Origin of the sequence: Streptomyces spongiicola (assembly GCF_003122365.1) — a bacterium.
Classification (GTDB): Bacteria; Actinomycetota; Actinomycetes; order Streptomycetales; family Streptomycetaceae; genus Streptomyces; species Streptomyces spongiicola.
This window is the reverse complement of record NZ_CP029254.1, coordinates 5,133,180-5,151,519: the sequence shown is the minus strand read 5'-3', so window position 1 is coordinate 5,151,519 and position 18,340 is coordinate 5,133,180. Positions and strand designations below refer to the sequence as shown.

The 18,340-nt window shown below is 72.0% G+C and carries 15 protein-coding genes; 3 read left to right on the top strand and 12 right to left on the bottom strand.

All coding sequences use genetic code 11. The features are described 5' to 3' along the window. Window positions 1-16 precede the first annotated feature (16 nt). The 3 genes from DDQ41_RS22615 to DDQ41_RS22605 all read right to left on the bottom strand — a co-directional run bounded on the left by DDQ41_RS22615 (window position 17) and on the right by DDQ41_RS22605 (window position 1,908). Window positions 17-418, bottom strand: a complete 402-nt coding sequence (locus DDQ41_RS22615; protein ID WP_109296123.1) for a DUF6113 family protein — start codon at window positions 416-418, stop codon at window positions 17-19. Further along, entirely contained in the window at window positions 415-1,518 is a 1,104-nt protein-coding gene (gene mshB, locus DDQ41_RS22610) for an N-acetyl-1-D-myo-inositol-2-amino-2-deoxy-alpha-D-glucopyranoside deacetylase (RefSeq protein WP_262508546.1), read from the bottom strand. The genes DDQ41_RS22615 and mshB overlap by 4 nt, the downstream gene beginning before the upstream one ends. A gap of 195 nt (window positions 1,519-1,713) precedes the next feature. Beyond that, a complete protein-coding gene (locus tag DDQ41_RS22605; protein ID WP_093652482.1) occupies window positions 1,714-1,908 on the bottom strand; it encodes a DUF2304 family protein in 195 nt (64 codons plus the stop codon). A 200-nt stretch (window positions 1,909-2,108) separates the two neighbouring features. Between DDQ41_RS22605 and DDQ41_RS22600 the strand changes: the two genes are divergently transcribed. After that, complete coding sequence (locus tag DDQ41_RS22600; protein ID WP_109296122.1) at window positions 2,109-4,238, top strand: S9 family peptidase; 2,130 nt, start codon at window positions 2,109-2,111, stop codon at window positions 4,236-4,238. 15 nt (window positions 4,239-4,253) lie between these two features. On the opposite strand, the gene DDQ41_RS22595 is transcribed toward DDQ41_RS22600, so the two are convergent. Together DDQ41_RS22595 and DDQ41_RS22590 are read right to left on the bottom strand one after the other, a co-directional pair. After that, window positions 4,254-5,471, bottom strand: coding sequence for a VanZ family protein (locus DDQ41_RS22595; RefSeq protein WP_245991106.1), 1,218 nt, complete (start codon window positions 5,469-5,471; stop codon window positions 4,254-4,256). A gap of 389 nt (window positions 5,472-5,860) precedes the next feature. Next, window positions 5,861-6,604, bottom strand: a complete 744-nt coding sequence (locus DDQ41_RS22590) for a siderophore-interacting protein (RefSeq protein ID WP_109296121.1) — start codon at window positions 6,602-6,604, stop codon at window positions 5,861-5,863. A gap of 79 nt (window positions 6,605-6,683) precedes the next feature. Here DDQ41_RS22590 and DDQ41_RS22585 point away from each other — a divergent pair, with 79 nt between their 5' ends. Continuing rightward, the gene (locus DDQ41_RS22585; RefSeq protein WP_109296120.1) at window positions 6,684-8,807 is read left to right on the top strand and encodes a penicillin acylase family protein; all 2,124 of its coding nucleotides are present in this window, start codon (window positions 6,684-6,686) and stop codon (window positions 8,805-8,807) included. Continuing rightward, on the top strand, window positions 8,797-9,417 hold the full coding sequence (locus DDQ41_RS22580; RefSeq protein ID WP_109296119.1) for a GNAT family N-acetyltransferase: 621 nt from the start codon (window positions 8,797-8,799) through the stop codon (window positions 9,415-9,417). Before DDQ41_RS22585 ends, DDQ41_RS22580 begins: the two co-directional genes overlap by 11 nt. Window positions 9,418-9,666: 249 nt before the next feature. Here the strand turns inward: DDQ41_RS22580 and DDQ41_RS22575 are convergent, their stop codons facing one another. From DDQ41_RS22575 to DDQ41_RS31420, 7 genes are all read right to left on the bottom strand, one after another. Beyond that, window positions 9,667-10,884 (bottom strand): ABC transporter ATP-binding protein, encoded by a 1,218-nt coding sequence (locus tag DDQ41_RS22575; RefSeq protein WP_109296118.1) that lies wholly within the window; start codon window positions 10,882-10,884, stop codon window positions 9,667-9,669. After that, window positions 10,877-12,019: an ABC transporter ATP-binding protein gene (locus DDQ41_RS22570; RefSeq protein ID WP_262508545.1), complete on the bottom strand. Its 1,143-nt coding sequence runs from the start codon at window positions 12,017-12,019 to the stop codon at window positions 10,877-10,879. Before DDQ41_RS22570 ends, DDQ41_RS22575 begins: the two co-directional genes overlap by 8 nt. 11 nt (window positions 12,020-12,030) lie before the next feature. Beyond that, window positions 12,031-13,011 (bottom strand): ABC transporter permease, encoded by a 981-nt coding sequence (locus DDQ41_RS22565; protein ID WP_109296117.1) that lies wholly within the window; start codon window positions 13,009-13,011, stop codon window positions 12,031-12,033. Next, on the bottom strand, window positions 13,004-13,927 hold the full coding sequence (locus tag DDQ41_RS22560) for an ABC transporter permease (protein WP_109296116.1): 924 nt from the start codon (window positions 13,925-13,927) through the stop codon (window positions 13,004-13,006). The genes DDQ41_RS22565 and DDQ41_RS22560 overlap by 8 nt, the downstream gene beginning before the upstream one ends. Window positions 13,928-14,081: 154 nt before the next feature. Beyond that, a complete protein-coding gene (locus DDQ41_RS22555) occupies window positions 14,082-15,704 on the bottom strand; it encodes a peptide ABC transporter substrate-binding protein (RefSeq protein ID WP_109296115.1) in 1,623 nt (540 codons plus the stop codon). 298 nt (window positions 15,705-16,002) lie between these two features. Then, window positions 16,003-16,506 carry a transposase gene (locus DDQ41_RS22550; RefSeq protein ID WP_262508544.1) on the bottom strand — a complete coding sequence of 168 codons (504 nt, stop codon included), beginning with the start codon at window positions 16,504-16,506 and terminating at the stop codon, window positions 16,003-16,005. Window positions 16,507-17,232: 726 nt separating this feature from the next. After that, a complete protein-coding gene (locus DDQ41_RS31420; protein ID WP_162602717.1) occupies window positions 17,233-17,643 on the bottom strand; it encodes a hypothetical protein in 411 nt (136 codons plus the stop codon). Window positions 17,644-18,340 lie beyond the last annotated feature (697 nt).

The window sequence follows — 18,340 nt, the reverse complement described above, 5'->3', positions numbered from 1 at the left end:
CCTCAGATGGGACACGTCACTTGCCAAGTCGGCCGGAGGATCCGCCCGGTTGCGGCAACCGCGTCATGGTGGCACACATCACAGCCAGGGCGGCCCCCCCGAACAGAAAGACGATCTCGCCGAGACCGCCCGTGAACAGACCGTCGCCTTCCGGCCGTCCGGCACTCAGCAGCAGCACGGAGGCGACCCAGCCCGCTGCGGGCGCGACGACGCCGAGCTGGGTGCCGGTGGCGCGCAGCCCGCCGTAGAAGAGCGCCGCCGCGCCGAGCAGCGCCAGGAGCAACCCGAGCGGGAACCAGGCGGCTTGGACCAGCGAACCGGCGGCTCCGACCGCCACCCCGAGGGCGGCGAGACCGACGTAGGCGGCGATGCGCACCGCCTTCGGGGGCCTGGCCGGCCATGCTCCGGAGCCGCTCATCGCCCTGTCTCCCGTGTCGTCTCGGCCGGCTGCGTCTCCCGCGTCGTCTCGGCCGGCCGCGTCTCCCGCGTCGTCTCGGCCGGCTGTGTCCCCCGTGTCGTCTCGGCCGGCTGTGTCCCCCGTGTCGTCTCGGCCGGCTGCGCGGTCCCGGTCGGCCGGGTCCGGGACGGCTGTGCGGTCCGGGTCCGTCCGGCCGGGCCGCCCGCCGCGCCGCCGGTGTCCACCCCCGCGAACAGGTCGCGTTCGCGCTCGCCCGCCGGTGCGCCCGGAACTCCCCGCGCCAACTGGTAGTACTCCGTGGTGAACAGCGGCTGCCCGAGGTCGTTGGAGAGCGCGAAGAAGGGCCCGTCGACGGCGATCTGCGTGGCGTGGGCGCGCATCGCGGCGGCCTTGGCCGCGACGTGACGCGTGCCGTCGATCTCGGCGGTCACCTCCTCGTCGTCGACCACGCCAGGGATGTCGCCGACCGCGGCGACGCCCGGGAACCGCACGTCCGCGGCGCGCAGCCGGGCGAAACCCTCCTCGGCCACCGAGCGCGGCACCCGGTTCCAGTAGATCTTGGCGATGGGGTGCGGGGCGCCGAGTTCGCTCCGGAAGTCCGGGTCCGCGGCGAGTTCCGCGGCGCGCATGGCGACGCGGTGCGCCTGGATGTGGTCGGGATGCCCGTAACCACCCTGCGGGTCGTATGTGATCAGAACCTGCGGCCGTACACCGCGGATCACCTCGACGAGGTGCGGTGCGGCCTCGTCCACGGGTGTGTTCCAGAAGGCGCCGGGGCGGCGGTTCTGCGGGACTCCCGTCATCCCCGAGTCGCGGAAGCGTCCGGGGCCGCCCAGCAGCCGATGGTCGTGGACGCCCAGCTCCCGCATCGCGGCCGCCAGCTCCCCGGCCCGGTGCGCACCGAGGGCGTCCTCCTCGTCCGCGGCGAGATGCCCGAGTGCGGGCGGGATCACCTCGCCCTCCTCGCCGAGAGTGCAGGTGACCAGGGTGACCAGGGCGCCTTCGGCGGCGTACCGGGCCATCGTGGCGCCGTTGTTGATCGACTCGTCGTCGGGGTGCGCGTGCACCAGGAGCAGACGACGGGCTGGGAGATCCGTCATGGTTCCCAGCCTACGAGGCCGCGGCCTAGTGCCGCGTCAGACGGGGTTCGTCCGTCGGCGGCGCGGAGCGGCGTCCGGCGCGGTGCGTCGCAGGGCGCCGGACCGGCCTCGTGGTGGGCCTGCCCGGTTGACTCGGCGACGCGGCGGGTCGCCGTGCCGGGCGTCGCGAAGGGGCGAACGCCGCCTGACGCGGCACTAGAACTTGAGCCCGCCGATCATGCCCGCCACGTTGGTCGTGAGTTCGGTGATGGTGGGCGCGATCGAGGAGCTGGCGAGGTAGAACCCGAGGAGCATGCAAACCGCCGCATGTCCGGCTTTCAGTCCGGATTTCCGGACCAGCAGGAAGACGACGATCGCCAGCAGCACCACCGCCGAAATCGAGAGTGCCACGGCGGCTCACCTCCACAGATATTCGGTCGGGAACGGGCAGCATGCATGTGCCGGAAGGTTCCTACCCACCTGGCGCTACGGATCATAACTATCCGTTCGGCCGCATCGATCGGTGCACGGCAGCACGCGGGGGCGCACGGCCGCAGCTCCCCGGTTACGTCGGGGGAGAACCGCGGACCGGCTCGGCTAGGTTCGGGTCCATGACCTCGAAGCAGCACTTCTCCTTCCCCCGCCAGTACGCCAGGACGCAGCGCTTCACCCTCGGTGCCCCCCGCGCGTTCACGGTGGCCCCGGACGGTTCCCGGGTGGTGTTCCTCAGGTCCTCCTCGGGAACGGACCGCTCGAACCGGCTCTGGGTGCTGGATCTGGAGGGCGGGGTCCGCGAGCGGGTGGCCGCGGATCCCGGGGTGCTGCTGGGCGGCGCGGACGAGGAGTTGCCGGCGGAGGAGCGCTCGAGGCGGGAGCGCAGCCGCGAGGGCTCCGGGGGCATCGTCGGCTACGCGGTGGACCGCGAGGTGGAGTTGGCGGCGTTCGCGCTGTCCGGGCGGCTGTTCACGGCCGAGCTGAGGGCCGGTACCGCACGCGAACTGCCGGTCGCCGGACCGGTGATCGACCCTCGGCCGTCGCCCGACGGGCGTGTGGTCGCCTACGCGGCCGGCGGCGCGCTGCGCGTCGTGGGCGCGGAGGGCGACGGCGACCGGGCGCTCGCCGAACCGGACGGCGCGCACACGTCGTACGGGGTGGCGGAGTTCATCGCGGCCGAGGAGATGGGCCGTTCGCGCGGCTTCTGGTGGTCGCCAGGGTCGGACCGGCTGCTGGTGGCCAGGGTGGACGACTCCGCCGTGCGCCGCTGGTGGATCACGGATCCGGCGCATCCGGAGCGGGAGCCGGTGAGGACCGCGTACCCCTCGGCGGGGACGGCGAACGCCGCGGTGGGGCTGCTGCTCACGGGGCTCGACGGCACGCGCACCGAGGTGGTCTGGGACCGCGAGCGGTATCCGTACCTGGCGCGGGTGCACTGGTCGCCGTCCGGACCGCCGCTGCTCCTCGTCCAGACCCGCGACCAGCGCACGGCGCTGCACCTCGCCGTCGACACGGAGAGCGGCGCGACGCGCACGGTGCACGTCGACGAGGACCCGGCGTGGGTCGAACTGCCGGACGGGGTGCCCGGATGGGCGCCGGGCGGACGGCTGGTGCGGATCGCGGACGAGGGCGGGGCCCGGGTGCTGGCGGTGGGCGGCCGGCCGCTGACGGGACCGCGGCTGCACGTCAGGGCGGTGCTGGACATCGGCGACACGGACGTGCTGGTCTCGGCGTCGGCGGGCGAGGAGGCGGCGGAGCCGGAGACCGGCGAGATCCATGTGTACCGGGTCGGCGAGCACGGGGCGGAGCGGGTCTCGGAGGGCGCGGGGGTGCACGGGGCGGTGCGCTCGGGGGCGGTGACGGTGCTCGCGTCGGCGCGGCCCGGGGAGGCGGCCGGCACGGCGGTCCGGGTACTGAGGGACGGCGAGCCGCTCGCCGAAATCGCCTCGTACGCGGAGAAGCCCGGCATCTCCTCCCGCGCACGGTTTCTTGAGGGGGGCGCACGGCGAATTCCGTGCGCCGTGCTCCTCCCGTACGACTATCAGGAATCGGACGGACCGCTTCCGGTACTGCTGGATCCCTACGCGGGGCCGCACGGTCAGCGGGTGGTCGCCGCGCACCATGCGCACCTCACCTCCCAGTGGTTCGCGGACCGGGGATTCGCCGTGGTGGTCGCGGACGGGCGCGGCTCACCGGGCCGCTCACCCGCCTGGGAGAAGGCGATCAAGGGCGATCTGCTGGTCACCCTGGAGGACCAGATCGAGGCACTGCACGCCCTGGCCGGACGGTTCCCGCTGGATCTCGGCCGCGTGGCGATCCGCGGCTGGTCCTACGGCGGCTATCTCGCGGCACTCGCGGTGCTGCGCCGACCGGACGTCTTCCACGCGGCGGTCGCGGGAGCGCCGGTCACCGACTGGCGGCTGTACGACACCCACTACACCGAGCGCTACCTCGGCCACCCGGACGAGCACCCGGAGCGGTACGCGGCCAACTCCCTCGTGGTCGAAGGCGGACTGACCGAGCCGGCCGAGCCCGCCCGGCCATTGATGATCATCCATGGCATGGTGGACGACAATGTGGCGGTGGCACACAGCCTCCGGCTGTCATCGGCGCTGCTCGCCGAAGGCCGCCCCCATGAACTACTCCCGCTCACCGGCATCACACATATGACACCCCAGGAGCAGGTCGCGGAGAACCTGCTGCTGCTCCAGGTGGACTTCCTGAAGCGCGCCCTGGGGACCCGCTGACGGATCCGCCCCGGCTCACCGCGCCCGGTCCCCGGCCGCCTCGGGAACCGGCAGTCCGGGACCGCCTGCCTCCACCGGCATCACGGCCCGGTTCACGGTGCCGGACCAGCGTTCGTGCGGAGCGAGGCCGTCTCGCCGGAGCAGCGCCGCGAGCGGCGGAGCCCCCCACAGCACCACGGCCCCGAGCACGGTCGCGTAGGGCAGCACCGAGCCGAGCGGACCGGGCATGGCCAGGGTCCCCGTCTCGTGGACCAGGGTCAGCCAGAGCATGGCGAGCGGGAGGTGGAGCACTCCGGTGCGCACCGCCATCCTCAGCGCCCCCGGCGGGCTGCCGTCGGGGCGGGTGACACGGAGCAGCAGGGCGCGCTTGCCGACGGTGGTGGCCATGGCGGCGGGCAGCAGCCAGAACCACAGCAGCCCGAGGACGGCCCCGGCCGGCAGTGCGTGGCGCCGGCCCGTGGGCCAGTCCGCGGCGACACCGAGCAGGCCCGCGAACAGGGTCCAGACGACGAGCCAGCCGGCCATGTCGGTCAGAAAGGCCAGGGCTCTCCGGGTGAGGGTGACCCGGGCGCCGTAGCGACTGCGTTCGGAGGCGGGGTTGTTGACCGGGAGCAGGCGGGCGAGCGGCCCGGCGACGACCCATCCGGCAATGGCCCCCGCGGTGTTGAGGATGAGGTCGTCAACGTTGAACTGGCGGTAGGGGCAGGCGTAGACGAACCACAGTCCCGTGTACTGGGTGGTCTCGAAGAACAGCGAGGTGGCGAACGCCAGCACCGCGCTGGAGAGGAACCCCCGGCGCAGGTAGTAGCGCAGATAGACACCGAGGGGCAGCAGGAGCACGGCGTTGAGCAGAGTGGTCCACGCCGGAGCCAGCGTGACCAGGTTGGCGGGGGCCCAGTCGCCGGCCGCGGCCGTGGAGACCGTGCTGCGGAAGGCGAGCGGCTGAAGCTGGGGACTCTCCGCGTAGCGGGTGACCGCGCAGTGGCCGTCGGTGTCGGCGGGCAGCGGCACGACGGTCTGAAGCAGCGTGGCCAGAAGGTAGAAGACGAAGCTGTAGAAGACCAGCACGGGCCAGCCGCCGGCCCGCCCCCGCCGGCGGTACCCGCGGATCGCGACCGGGACCACGATCAGCGCGGCGACCAGCGGGAACACGACGACCGCGACCTCGACGGGCAGCAGGTAGGCACGGAGCACGGCGAGCGCTTTCTGCGGCAGACGGCGCCGCGGGGCCACGGAGGAGAGGGGACCGACTTCCCGGGCCGGGGCACCGGCACCGGGTACGCGTCCCGGCCGTGGATCCTCCGGCCACGCCTCAGGGTAGCGGACGGTGACGCGCGGCCGCAGTCCGCTCCGGTACCCCGGCACCCCCCTGCCACCGCCCCGGGGCTCCCCTGCCACGGCGTCCGCGCACCGGCGCCGCGGGGGCGGTGTCCGCACCCCTCGGCCGCGGAGCCCGCGGAGTACCGGTCACCTGCGGCAGAGCGCGCACGACCGGCCGGGAGCGGCCTGCGCCCCGGCCGGTCTACGGCACCCGCACGGCCGCACGGGATTCAGGGTGACGTCCCCGTGTGTCGGTGCCGCCTCGATCACGTTGCCCTGCCGTTAACGAAACCGACGGCCGTTCACCGCGCCCCGGGCTTCTCCGGTCGCCAGTATCCGAGCGCGTTCACCCGGTCCTTGGGCAGGCCCAGCTCCTTGCGGACGTACGCGGCGAGGATCCGGGTCGTCGCCGTGTCGCAGGCGATCCAGACGAACGCGTCCGACCGGTCGTCGCCGAGCAGCCCGGGCAGCGCGGCCTTCACCTCCGCCACCAGGGCCGCGCCGCCGTCCTGCCGCGAGACCGGCCGCAGCTCGTGGTGCGCCGCGCCGGCCCGCAGGGGCAGTTCGGCGTCCGAGGGGTGCCGGGTCTCGAACCAGATGGTGGCGGGCACCTCCGGCATCACGTCGAGCAGGGAGTTGACGGCGGGCAGCGAGGCCGCGTCCCCCACGACGAACAGCCGCGAGGGCGGCGGGTCGGGCACGGTGAACCCGCTCCCCTGGAGGGTGGCTTCGATCCTGTCGCCGGGCTTGGCGTCGCGCGCCCAGTCGCTGGCACGGCCCTCGTGCAGCGCGAACTCCATGCTGAACGTGCCCTGGAGGGGATCGGGGTCGACGAGGGTGAAGGCCCGCTGGTGCGGCTTGCCAGCGTCGTCGAACCAGAGGCGCACCCACATGGTGGGGTGCACTCCCGCGGCGGCGAGCATGCCGCCGTCGGCCAGGTGGATCCGGCGGTAGTGGTCGGTCACCTGCTCCGCGCCGGTCACCGTGAACTCGAAGTCCCTGCCCCTGAACAGTTTGAGGACCACGCCCTCCCAGCCATGCCCCACTGCCGTCTCCTCCCCGCGCGCCGACTAAGGTTAGGGAAGCCTAACCTAGGGGCACGTCCAGTAGGAGAGTGGGGACAGTGTGACGACCGAGGTCACCGAGGTCTATCGGGATGCCTGGGGCATCCCGCATCTGCGCGCCACGAGCGCCCTGGGACTGGCCCGGGCCCAGGGGCGGAACGCCGCCACCGACCGCGCCTGGCAGATCGAGGTCGAGCGGCACCGGGTACGGGGAACGACGGCCGCGTTCCTCGGCGCGGAGGCCGTGGTGTGGGACCGCTTCGCCCGGCAGGCCCGGCTCGAGGACACCGCCCGTCGCTGCTTCGCGGCCCTGGACGCGGACACGGCGGCCTGGGTGGCCGCCTACACGGAAGGAGTCGGCGAGGGCCTCGCCGAAGGCGCACGGAACGCACCGGAGTTCGCGGCCACCGGTCTCGAACCCGGCCGCTGGGAGCCCTGGGTGCCACTCGGCATCTGGATCGCCGCCCACATACTGTTCGCCGGGTTCCCGGCCAAGCTGTGGCGGGAGGAGGTGGCACGACGGCTCGGCGACGACCTGGCCGACCTGTTCGCCACCGACGGCCCCGGCACCACGGGCAGCAACGGCTGGCTGGTCACCGGCGCCCGGACGGAGACGGGAGCCCCGCTGATCGCCGGGGACCCGCACCGCTTCATCGAGGACCCGGGCGTCTACCAGCAGATCCACCTGGTGTGCCCGGGCGTCGACGTCGTCGGCATGGCGGTGCCGGGCGTCCCCGGAGTCGCCCACTTCGGCCACACCGGCTCCGTCGCCTGGGCGATCACCAGCGCCATGGCCGACTACCAGGACCTGTACCGCGAGCGCCTGCGGCGCACCGCGGACGGGATCGAGGCGGAGGGTCCCGACGGCTGGCGCCCGGTCGCCCACCACCGCGAGACGATCGAGGTGGCGGGAGGCGCCCCGGTCACCGTCGACGTGATCGAGACCGGACGGGGCCCGGTGATCGCCGGGAACGTCCCGCTGCCGGGCGGGGACGTTCCACCACCGGGCGGGGACGCCGGCGTGTCGGAGGCCGTCAGCCTCCGCTATCCGCCACGGGTCACCGCGGCCCTCGGCTTCGAGGCGATCCCGGCGCTCCTGAGGGCCCGCACCGTCGGCGACGTCGACCGGGCCTGCGACAGCTGGGTCGAGCCGGTCAACGTCGTGCAGGCGGCGGACACCGAGGGCGGGCTGCTGCACCGGGTCGCCGGCCGCGTCCCGGTACGGCACGAGGACAACCGGCTGCGAGTGGTGCCCGCGTGGGAGCCCGGGTACGAGTGGCGCGGATGGCACGAGACGCCCCGTGCCGAGGTCGGGGACTTCGCCGTGATGGCGAACGCCCGCGGTATCGCCACCCCTCTGGGCGTGGAGTTCGCGCCCCCGCACCGGGCCGACCGCATCGCGGCGCTGCTCCGGGAGTCCAAGAGCTGGACGGCGCCCGGAATGGCGGCCGTCCACACCGACACCCGGCTGGCGTCCGCCGCACCCCTGCTGGAGCTGGTGGCCGCGCTGGAGGAGGACCGGATCACCCCCGGTGCCTCGGCGCTGCGGGCCCGGCTGCTGGGATGGGACCGCCGGATGGAGGCCGGCAGCACCGACGCCGCGCTGTTCGCGGCCGTCCGCTCGGCCGTGGCACGGCGGCTCGCGGCCCACCCGGCGCTGGAACCGCTGCGCGGTCCGTTCCGGTACCCCGAGGTGTTCCTGCCCTGGCTCCATCTGCCGACGAAGACCGGCTACGCCCTGGAGACGCTGCTCACGACCGACCGGCTGCCGGGCATCGACCGGGCCTCGCTCGTCCGCGACGCCGTGGAGGAGGTCGCCGCCGCCGATGGGCCGGAGACCACCTGGGGGGAGCGCCACCGCCTCGCGCCCTGGCGGGCACTGCCCGCCCGCGGCGGCGAGGAGTGGCCGGGACTGCCCGGCGACCACGACTGCGTACTGGCCACTTCCAGCGTCCCCGGCGTCACCGACCTGAGCGCACGCGCCCCCTCCGCCCGCTATGTGTGGGACCTCGCCCGGCGGGAGGACAGCCTCTGGGTGGTCCCGCTGGGCGCCCGGGGCATCCCCGGCGACGCGCACCACCGCGACCAACTGCCGCTGTGGCTGCGCGGTGAGTTCGTCCCCGTCGTCACCGACTTCGACCTGCTCACCCCCGAGCACCGCACCGAGGAGAGACATGACCAGTGAAGCCGCCGCCGGATCGGGCACAGCCGAGGCGCTGTTCCGGGAGAGCGCCGAAGGGCTGGGCACCGTGCACGTGCGGCGCCTGGACCCGGCGCGGGACACGGACGTCGTCCACTCCTGGGTCCGCGAGGAACGGGCCCGATTCTGGGGCATGCGCGAGACGAGCCGCGATCAGGTGCGGGAGATCTACGAGCACCTGGACTCGCTCACCACGCACCATGCCTTCCTGGTCCTCCTCGGCGACGAACCCGTGATGCTCTTCCAGACCTATGAGCCGGCGGCCGACCGGGTCAGCGAGTGCTACGGGGTCGAGCCCGGCGACATCGGGGTCCATCTGATGGTCGGCCCGGCCAAGGGGGCTCCGCGGTCGGGCTTCACGGCAGCGCTGCTCGGAGTGCTCGTCGGCCATGTCCTGGCCGACGGGGATGTCCGGCGCATCATCGCCGAGCCGGACGCCCGCAACACCGGGGCGATCGAGCGGCTGCGGCGCACCGGCTTCGAGATCGGCCCGGAGATCGTCCTTCCGGAGGTCGACCTGCCCGAGGTGTTCATCCCGGAGAAGCGGGCCCGGCTGGCGATCCTGCACCGGGAGACGGCCGAGGCACTGAGGTAGCCCCGCCCCGTCGCACCCCGTCGCGCCCCGTCGCGCCCCGTCGCACCCTGCCCCGTCGGGCCCCGCTCCGCCCCGACCCGGGCACCTTGGGTTCCGATGATCGTCGCGACGACACCCGGCACCAGCGGGTGGGCGATGACGGATGGCAGGACCACTGCCGGGGGCGCCCCAAGGCAAGCGGGCGGGCCCCGGCCTTCCGGAAGGGACCGCCGGTACCCGGCCGGTCGCCCGCCCCTCCGGGCGGGGCCGTCAGTCCCCGGGCGGCCGGTGGCCGCCCGGCACCACCCGCTGCTCCTCGGCGAAGTGGCACGCCGAGTCGTGCCGCACCGGTCCCCCGGCGTCCGTGAACCGCTCCGGCACCGCCAGTTCGGGCTCCTCCCTCGCGCACCGCTCCCGAGCCTTCCAGCAGCGGGTGCGGAACCGGCAGCCGGTGGGGATGTTCGCGGGCGAGGGCACATCGCCGGAGAGGATGATCCGCCCGCCTCCCCCGCCGTGCACGCGCTCCCCGCCGTTCGGCCCGCCCCCACCGTTCGGGCCTCCCCCCGCCTCCGCGCCGCCGTCCCCGCTCTCCCCACCCTCCCCGCCACGGTCCCCGCCGTTCGGGCCTGCCCCGCCCGCGCCACCCCCGGCCGCGCCCCGCTCGCGTGCCGACGGATCGGGCACCGGCACCGCGGACAGCAGGGCCTGCGTGTAGGGGTGCGTCGGATGGTCGTAGATCTCCGCCTCCCTCCCCGTCTCGACGACTCGTCCCAGGTACATCACCGCGACCCGGTCCGAGATGTGCCGGACGATCGACAGGTCGTGGGCGATGAACACATAGCTGAGGCCGAAGTCCCTCTGGAGCCGCTCGAGCAGATTGACCACCTGTGCCTGGACCGACACGTCGAGGGCGGACACGGGCTCGTCCGCCACGATCACCTCGGGCCGCAGTGCCAGGCCCCGTGCGATGCCGATGCGCTGGCGCTGCCCCCCGGAGAACTGGTGCGGATAGCGGTTGGCGTAGGAGGGGTCGAGGCCGACGACGTCCAGCAGTTCCCGCACCCGCCGCCGCCGGTCGCCCTTCGGCGCCGCCTCGGGGTGGATCTCGTACGGCTCGCCGACGATGTCGCCGACGGTCATCCGGGGGTTCAGCGAGGTGTACGGGTCCTGGAACACGATCTGGATGTTGCGGCGGACGGCCTTCAGCGCCCGAGCCGACAGCCGGGTGATGTCCTCCCCCTTGTAGCGGATGGCCCCGCTCGTCGGCCGCTCCAGGTTGACCAGCAGCTTCGCGAGGGTGGACTTCCCGCAGCCGGACTCGCCCACCACGCCCAGCGTCTCACCGGCGTAGAGGTCGAGGTCGACGCCGTCGACCGCCCTGACCGCCCCCACCTGCTTCCTGAACACGACGCCCCGGGTGAGCGGGTAGTGCTTGTGCAGGCCCCGCACCTCGATGATCGGCTCGGCCGGCCGGGTCGGTTCAGTCACGGAGGCACTCCCTCCAGAAGAAGCAGGCGCTCCCGCGCTCGCGGCTCACCCCGGCCAGCTCCGGTTCGGCCGTCCGGCACACGTCCCGGGCCATCGGGCAGCGGGGGTGGAAGGCGCACCCCGGCGGGACGGCCGTGAGGTTCGGTGGCAGGCCCCTGATGGCGTACAGCTCCTCGCCCTTGCGGTCCAGGCGGGGAATCGAGTCGAGCAGTCCGCGGGTGTACGGATGGGCCGGGGCCTTGTAGAGGTCGTGGACCGGGGCGGTCTCGACGATCCGGCCCGCGTACATCACGGCGATCCGGTCGGCGACGTCCGCGACGACGCCGAGGTCGTGGGTGATGAGGACCAGCCCCGTGCCGAGTTCGCTGCGCAGTTCGGCGAGGAGGTCCATCACCTGCGCCTGGACCGTCACGTCCAGGGCGGTCGTGGGTTCGTCCGCGATGATCAGGTCCGGCTCCAGCGACAGCGCCATGGCGATCATGATGCGCTGTCGCATCCCGCCGCTGAACTGGTGCGGGTACTGGCCGACCCGCTCCCGCGCGGCCGGGATGCGGACCCGGTCCATCAGCTCGACGGCCTTCGCCCGGGCGTCCTTCCGCGACATGCCGCGGTGCACGGTGAACATCTCGCCGAGCTGGTCGCCGACGGTCAGCACCGGGTTCAGCGACGACAGCGCGTCCTGGAAGATCATGGCCATCCGGGCACCGCGGATCCTCCGGCGCTCGTCCTCCTTCAGTCTCAGCAGGTCCCGCCCCCGGAAGAGGATCTCCCCGCCGGTGATCCGGCCGGGCGGGGTGTCGAGGATGCCCATGACGGCCTGGGCGGTGACGGACTTCCCCGACCCGGACTCGCCGAGCAGGGCGAGGGTCTCGCCCGCGGCGACGGACCAGGAGACGCCGTCGACGGCTCTGGCGGCCCCGTCCCGCGTGCGGAACTCCACGTGCAGGTCCCGGACTTCCAGCAGCGTGCCCGGACCCGCGGGCGGGGTGCCGGCCACGGGCGCGCGCGAGCCGGGGCCGCCGGGCGGGCTGCCCGGACCGCCGGGCGGGCTGCTCGGGCCGCGGGGCGGGGTACCCGGGCCGGGGGTCGTGGGGGGCGGGGTGCCGGGCCCTTCGGGCGGGGTGCCGGTGCTCATGGCGGTGCTCCTCAGCGCAGCTTGGGGTCGAGGGCGTCGCGCACCGCGTCGCCGAGCATGATGAACGCGAGCACGGTCACCGCGAGGGCGCCGGCCGGCCAGAGCAGCATGTGCGGGGCGTTGCGGATGTACGGGGACGCGGCGGAGATGTCGATTCCCCAGGACACCGCCGGCGGCCGCAGCCCGACCCCGAGGTACGAGAGGGTCGCCTCCAGCGAGATGTACGTACCGAGCGCGATGGTGGCCACGACGATCACCGGCGCGACGGCGTTCGGCATGACGTGCTTCAGCAGCAGCCGCGCGGGCGAGGCGCCGAGGGCCCGGGCGGCCTGCACATAGTCGTTCTGCTTGACGGTGATCACCGAACCGCGGGCGATCCGGGAGACCTGCGGCCAGCCCAGCAGCAGCATGAACCCGATCACCGGCCAGACGGTGTCGCTGGTGACGACGGACAGCAGCACCAGTCCGCCGAGTACGACCGGGATGGCGAAGAAGACGTCGGTCAGCCGGGACAGCAGGGCGTCCGGGACGCCGCCGAAGAAGCCGGCGAGCCCGCCGAGGACGGAGCCGGCGAGCGCCACGCCGAGGGTGGCGCAGACGCCGACGGTCACCGAGGTCCGGGCGCCGTGGACGGTCCGGGTGTAGACGTCGCAGCCCTGGCCGTCGAAGCCGAAGGGATGGCCGGGCCGGGAGCCCTGCTGCGCCCTGGCGAGGTCGCAGTCGAGGGGGTTGCCCGGGGCGATCAGCTGCGGCCAGACCGAGATGACGACGAGGAAGAGGATGACGAGGGCCGCGACGACGAAGACGGGGTTGCGGCGCAGATCGTGCCAGGCGTCGGACCACAGGCTGCGCGGCCTGCCGGCGGGGCCGGACCCGGGAGGGCCGGCGGGGGCCTGCTCCAGGGTCCCGCCCTCGGCGGTGGCGAGGTCCATGGCGCCGCCGCCACCGGTCGGCGCGATGGCCGCTCCGTCGTCGTACTGGGCCTCAGGCATAGCGGATCCTCGGGTCGAGTACGGCGTACAGCAGATCGACGAGCAGGTTCACCAGCAGGAACACCAGCACCAGCACCGTCACGAAGCCGACGACGGTCTGGGTGTTCTGGCGGAGGATGCCCTGGTACAGCTGGTAGCCGACGCCGTGGATGTTGAAGATCCGCTCGGTGACGATGGCGCCTCCCATCAGGGCGCCGACGTCGGCGCCGATGAAGGTGACGACCGGGATCAGTGAGTTGCGCAGCAGGTGGTGGGTCATGACGCGGCGGCGGGGCAGCCCCTTGGCGATGGCCGTGCGCACATAGTCGGCGCGGCGGTTCTCGGCGATGGAGGTCCTGGTCAGCCGGGTGACGTAGGCGAGCGAGACGGCGGCGAGGACGAGCCCGGGCACGATCAGTTCGTCGAGCGGGGCCTCGGCGGACACGGACGGCCGGATCCAGCCCCACTTCACCCCGAGCAGCAGTTGCAGCAGCAGTCCGGTGACGAAGGTCGGGACGGCGATCACGACCAGGGTGGCCAGCAGGACGCCGGTGTCGACGGGGCGGCCGCGGCGGAGCCCGGTGAGCATGCCCAGGCCGACGCCGATGACGATCTCGAAGAGGATCGCGACCAGGGTGAGCCGGATGGTGACCGGGAAGGCGTCGGCCATCAGCTCGATGACCGGCTGCCCGTTGAAGGCGGTGCCGAAGTCCCCGGTGAAGACGTTGCCCATATAGGTCAGGTATTGCTGCCAGACGGGCTTGTCGAGGCCGAACTCCGCGCGCAGCCGGGCCGCGGTGGCCGGGTCGCACTCCCGCTCGCCGCAGAGCCCGGCGACGGGGTCGCCCATCACGTTGACCATCAGGAAGATCAGCAGGGTGGCTCCGGCGAACACCGGGATCATCTGGAGCAGACGCCGGGTCACATAACGTCCCATGATGCGCTCCACGGGTCCGGGCGGACAGGCAGGTGGTTGCGTGGGTGACTGGGTGACTGCCTGGCTGGGTGACTGCCTGGCTGTCTGGCTGTTTGCTTGTCTGTCTATCTGTCTGTCCGACTGGTCGGCCTGCCGGTCGGCCTGCCGACTGGGGTCAGCCGACGGTGATCTCTTCGTAGACGGGGACGCTGAACTGGTTCAGTGAGACGTTGGAGATCCGCTCGGAGTAGCCGGCGCTGCCGTTCTGGTACCAGAGCGGGATGGCGGCCATCTGGTCCCGTACGACGCCCTCCGCCCTCTTGAAGGTCTCGATCGCCTTGGCGGGGTCGGTCTCCGCGTTCGCCTGGTCGACCAGCCGGTCGAAGGTGCCGTTGCTCCACTCGCCGTCGTTGGAGGAGGCGTTGGTGTAGTAGAGCGGCTGGAGGAAGTTCTGGATGAGCGGGTAGTCCATCTGCCAGCCGGCCCGGAAGGGGCCGCTCATCTTCGCCTGCGTGATCTGGTTGCGGTAGTCGGCGAAGGTGCCGACGGGGTTGCCGACGCAGGCCCGGTCGTCGCCGAGCGCGTTGTTGACGGAGTTGCACACGGCGTCGACCCACTGCCGGTGGGAGCCGGTGTCGGCGTTGTAGGTGATCCGGAACCGGCCGCCCGGGATGCCGCCGCCCTCGGCGATCAGCTTCCTCGCCCGGGCGGGGTCGTAGGTGCAGTCGACGCCGCACAGCCCCTCGTCGTAGCCGCCGTCCGGGCCGAGCACGGGCGAGGTCCAGTCCTTGGCGGGGGTACGGGTCCGCTGGAAGATCGTTTCGGTGATCTGCTGCCGGTTGATGGCCATGGACAGGCCCCGGCGGACCTTCTCCTGACCGGGCTTGTTCCAGTCCGGGTCGTAGTAGGGGAAGGCGAGGGTCTGGATGATGCCGGCCGGAGCGTTGATGTACCGGTCGCCGAGGTCGGCCCTGACGTTGCGGAGCTGGGCCGCCGGCACGTCGTCGACCAGGTCGAGGTGCCCCGCCGTCAGATCCGTGTAGGCGGTGTTGCTGTCGGTGTAGACCCTGAGGTCGACGCCGCCGTTGCGCGCCTTGTCGTCGCCCGGATAGCCGTCCCAGCGGCGCAGGGACATCCGGGCGCCCCTGGTGTAGCTGTCGACGGCGTACGGTCCGTTGCCGACGGGGCGGGCCAGCCAGGCGTCGCGGTCGCTGAAGAAGCTGCTGGGCAGCGGCGCGAACGCGGCGTAGCCGAGGGTCTCCGGCCAGGTGGAGAACTTCTGGGCGAGTTCGACGGTGAAGGTCCGCTCGCCCGTCACCTTCAGTCCGGACATGGTCTGCGCGGTGGGCCGGCCGGAGGCGGGATGGACCTGGTCGTACCCTTTGATGTAGCCGAAGAAGTAGGCGTTGCGCTGGTTGTTCTCCAGGTGCGCGCCGTAGTTCCAGGCGTCGACGAACGACTTCGCGGTCACGGGCTCGCCGTCGGAGAAGGTCCAGCCGCTCTTCACGGTGACGGTGAAGTTGACGGAGTCGTCCGTGTCGATCCGCTCGGCGAGCATGTCCTGGGCCTCGCCGGTCCTCGGGTCGTAGCGCTTCAGGCCCCGGAAGATCATGTCGAGGACCTTGCCGCCCTGGACCTCGTTGGTGTTCGCCGGTTCCAGCGGGTTCTGGGGGTCGCCCCAGGAGGACGTGACGATCCCGTCGGGCCCGCCGGCCGGGGCCCCGCCGCCGCACGCGCCGGCCGCGAGGACGACGGCGGCCGCGCAGGCGGCCCGGGTGACGTGAGCGGCTCCGCGCATGGGGTGCCTCCGGATGATCGCGACTGCGGCCTGGGCACTTCATGTGTTGACGGCCGGAAGAGAAGCACACCTTGGCTTACGCTCAACGGGTGCATCGCCGGGCCGTACGGGCGCCTGTCCGATACGCCGAACGAGTCCACCGGTCACGGCAGCGGAGGTGCATCGCAGGTGCCAACGATCCTGCCGGACGTGGGCCGACTGCCGTCGCACCGGCAGCGTGGCGGGCTCGTGGTGCTAGCTTGATTCTGTCGGGGATCCTGGAGTTGCCGACGTCAGGTGCCCAGGGCTCGCCAGGACCTCAGCCGGGGTATCTCGCGCTGGTCGAGGTAGTGCTGGAAGGCGGTCGGTCGTCGGGCATGAGGGTTTCCTCAGCCGGTGGCAGTCCGCTGAGTCGCTCAATGTTGACGGCGATGGCCGTCAGGACGTGCTGGATATGTGCCTTCCCGGGTGAAGTCGGTGCGCTGCGTGGTGCGCTCGCGCACCAGTCCGGCGGTCTCCTTGAGACGCGCGGGCGTGAGTTCTCGGAGGCGGTCGGGACGGTCGCCTTCAGCGAGACGGTCACGGAAGTCGGCCAGCACGCTGTGGTGGAAGCCCGTTCGTCCAGCCCCATGGCCATGGCGTATGTGAAGTCGATGCGGCAGCGGACCACCTCGGCGGCCTGCCAGTCCGACAGGCCGAGCAGGAACTGAAGCACACAAACGGTGGCCAGCCGAGCAGGCGAGAGCCCCGGGCGGCCGTCGCGCGGGTACCAGTCGGCGAAGTCCTTGTCGCACCACAGACCACCCGGTCGTCGCGCACCCATATCGCCGTCGTTCCGGCCGGATTGCTCGCACCGCGCGATTTGCACGGTCAGAGGCGGAACGTGCTCACCGGAACGGGGGCGAAGAGACAACGGGCACCTCGACAACTGCGTCGGTCCTTGAACAGCGCCGAGCATGCCCGCTGATCATGCTGCCCCGCCGGGAATCCTCAAGATCCCCGACAGAATCAAGCCAGGCTGCTGAGCACAGCCAGATGCTGTGCACGATCCACCGGATGGCACACACCGAAGATAGTCCCCGCCGGGACCTGAGCCACCTCGGCAACGACTCGCCGTGCGGATGGCACGACTCGCGGCGCCCCGCAGCCCGAGAACGAACCCGCGCCGAAATACCCGGGTTATTCCCCCGCCGACAAGGCCACCCCACATCGCGCGCGGCCACTTCGGCGCCCTGCTCGTCCGCTATATCGCCGACGAGTGCACCCTATGAGTTTCTGATCAATACACGGGACGTAGCCCTACCCTGCGTTGGAGAAACGCGTAGGCCCCGTCGAGCATGTACGTGCAACGTCGCCCCTCACGACCACAACCGCATAACGCGCACTCGTCACGCACGGGGCTGGGAGAGCCGATGGGCGACAACCCCTCGGCTCAACCAGAGGCACTACCGCTCCAGGAGCCTGGAGCGGTAGCAACCCTTCGCCCCACGCGAGCCCTTGACTCGCCACCTGTCGGCCAGGCCGGTCCGGTGGCGCGAAGGGTCGATCCCTACGCTTTACCCGAGCAGTACGCCGTACTCCCGCCCGGGGTTCCGACGGAGAGGTACACCGTGCGCCCTTCGGGGATATCGAAGTCCACGCTCTTCGAGCTTCCGGAGCCGAGGTCGAACTCCCATGTCCTCTCGATCTTGGAGCCGCTTGCGGTTGCCCACTGGAGCTTGTAGCCCATCATGGCTCCCGACCAGTTACTGATGGACAGCTTTTCTCCGTTGCCCTTGAAGGACGCGCGAGCGGCCTTGGTGGAGTCGCTCGACCGCCAGATCGTCGCAACCATGTCGTGGGAGCCCGGGTCGCCGCTGGCCGCCCACTTGTCGCAGTCCACACTCCAGTAAGCGGCCGGGGCTGCCTGCGCCGCCCCGGGTACAGCAAGGACGAGCGCCGCGACAGCGGTGGACGTCAACCCCGCAATGCCCGCGAGGGAACTCTTCTTGTGAATGCTCATACCTGTACCATTCAGCCTCTCTGTGAAGAACAAGAGCTGAGCAGCAATACAGCAGCTCATATTCCTACCTGGAAGGGCCGACCCCCTACACGCAAGAGGTTTCGGGCCTCTACACACCCGCGAGCATACCCCGTCGCCACGATTGTCGATCAATAGGTTTTTTCGGGCATGGCTCGAAACCGACGATCCGTCGGGTCGGTATCCGTGGGCGAGGCCGCCACTGGCACCCCGAACGAGCGGGGCATCTCAGTACCACGGGAGGGGGGCGGGTGAATCCTGAGACGGGGAGCGGTTGGCAGATCCCACTCGCGGCCTGGCTACCGGCGCCCCCGCCCCGGGCAAGTTGGCGGTCTGAATTCCGGTCGACAGGCAATTCGCGATGCATTCGTGCACGGCACGTCTCCACTGACGCAGGGTCAGTCCCCGGATACGTATCAGACGCATGAGCGCCTTCGGATCGATCGGGATGCAGACCTTCCCGCCCTGGGCGGTTCGAGAGATCAGCCCAGGCACGTTCGTCGCAGAACGGTCTCGAGGCCAGCTTCACATCCTACCCCGAAGTGACTCGCGCCGGGCTGTCGCCCGTTCCGCGCACAGCGCCCTCCAGGGCCCGCCCTGAGGGGAGCCCTGGAGTTCAGCGTCCGGAGGGGTCGGC

Coding starts and splice junctions, on each gene's coding strand:
- DDQ41_RS22580 (WP_109296119.1), top strand. CDS start 8,797: ATGACCAGTGAAGCCGCCGCCGGATCGGGCACAGCCGAGGCGCTGTTC.
- DDQ41_RS22570 (WP_262508545.1), bottom strand. CDS start 12,019: ATGAGCACCGGCACCCCGCCCGAAGGGCCCGGCACCCCGCCCCCCACG.
- mshB (WP_262508546.1), bottom strand. CDS start 1,518: ATGACGGATCTCCCAGCCCGTCGTCTGCTCCTGGTGCACGCGCACCCC.
- DDQ41_RS22600 (WP_109296122.1), top strand. CDS start 2,109: ATGACCTCGAAGCAGCACTTCTCCTTCCCCCGCCAGTACGCCAGGACG.
- DDQ41_RS22560 (WP_109296116.1), bottom strand. CDS start 13,927: ATGGGACGTTATGTGACCCGGCGTCTGCTCCAGATGATCCCGGTGTTC.
- DDQ41_RS22615 (WP_109296123.1), bottom strand. CDS start 418: ATGAGCGGCTCCGGAGCATGGCCGGCCAGGCCCCCGAAGGCGGTGCGC.
- DDQ41_RS22550 (WP_262508544.1), bottom strand. CDS start 16,506: ATGGGTGCGCGACGACCGGGTGGTCTGTGGTGCGACAAGGACTTCGCC.
- DDQ41_RS22555 (WP_109296115.1), bottom strand. CDS start 15,704: ATGCGCGGAGCCGCTCACGTCACCCGGGCCGCCTGCGCGGCCGCCGTC.
- DDQ41_RS22565 (WP_109296117.1), bottom strand. CDS start 13,011: ATGCCTGAGGCCCAGTACGACGACGGAGCGGCCATCGCGCCGACCGGT.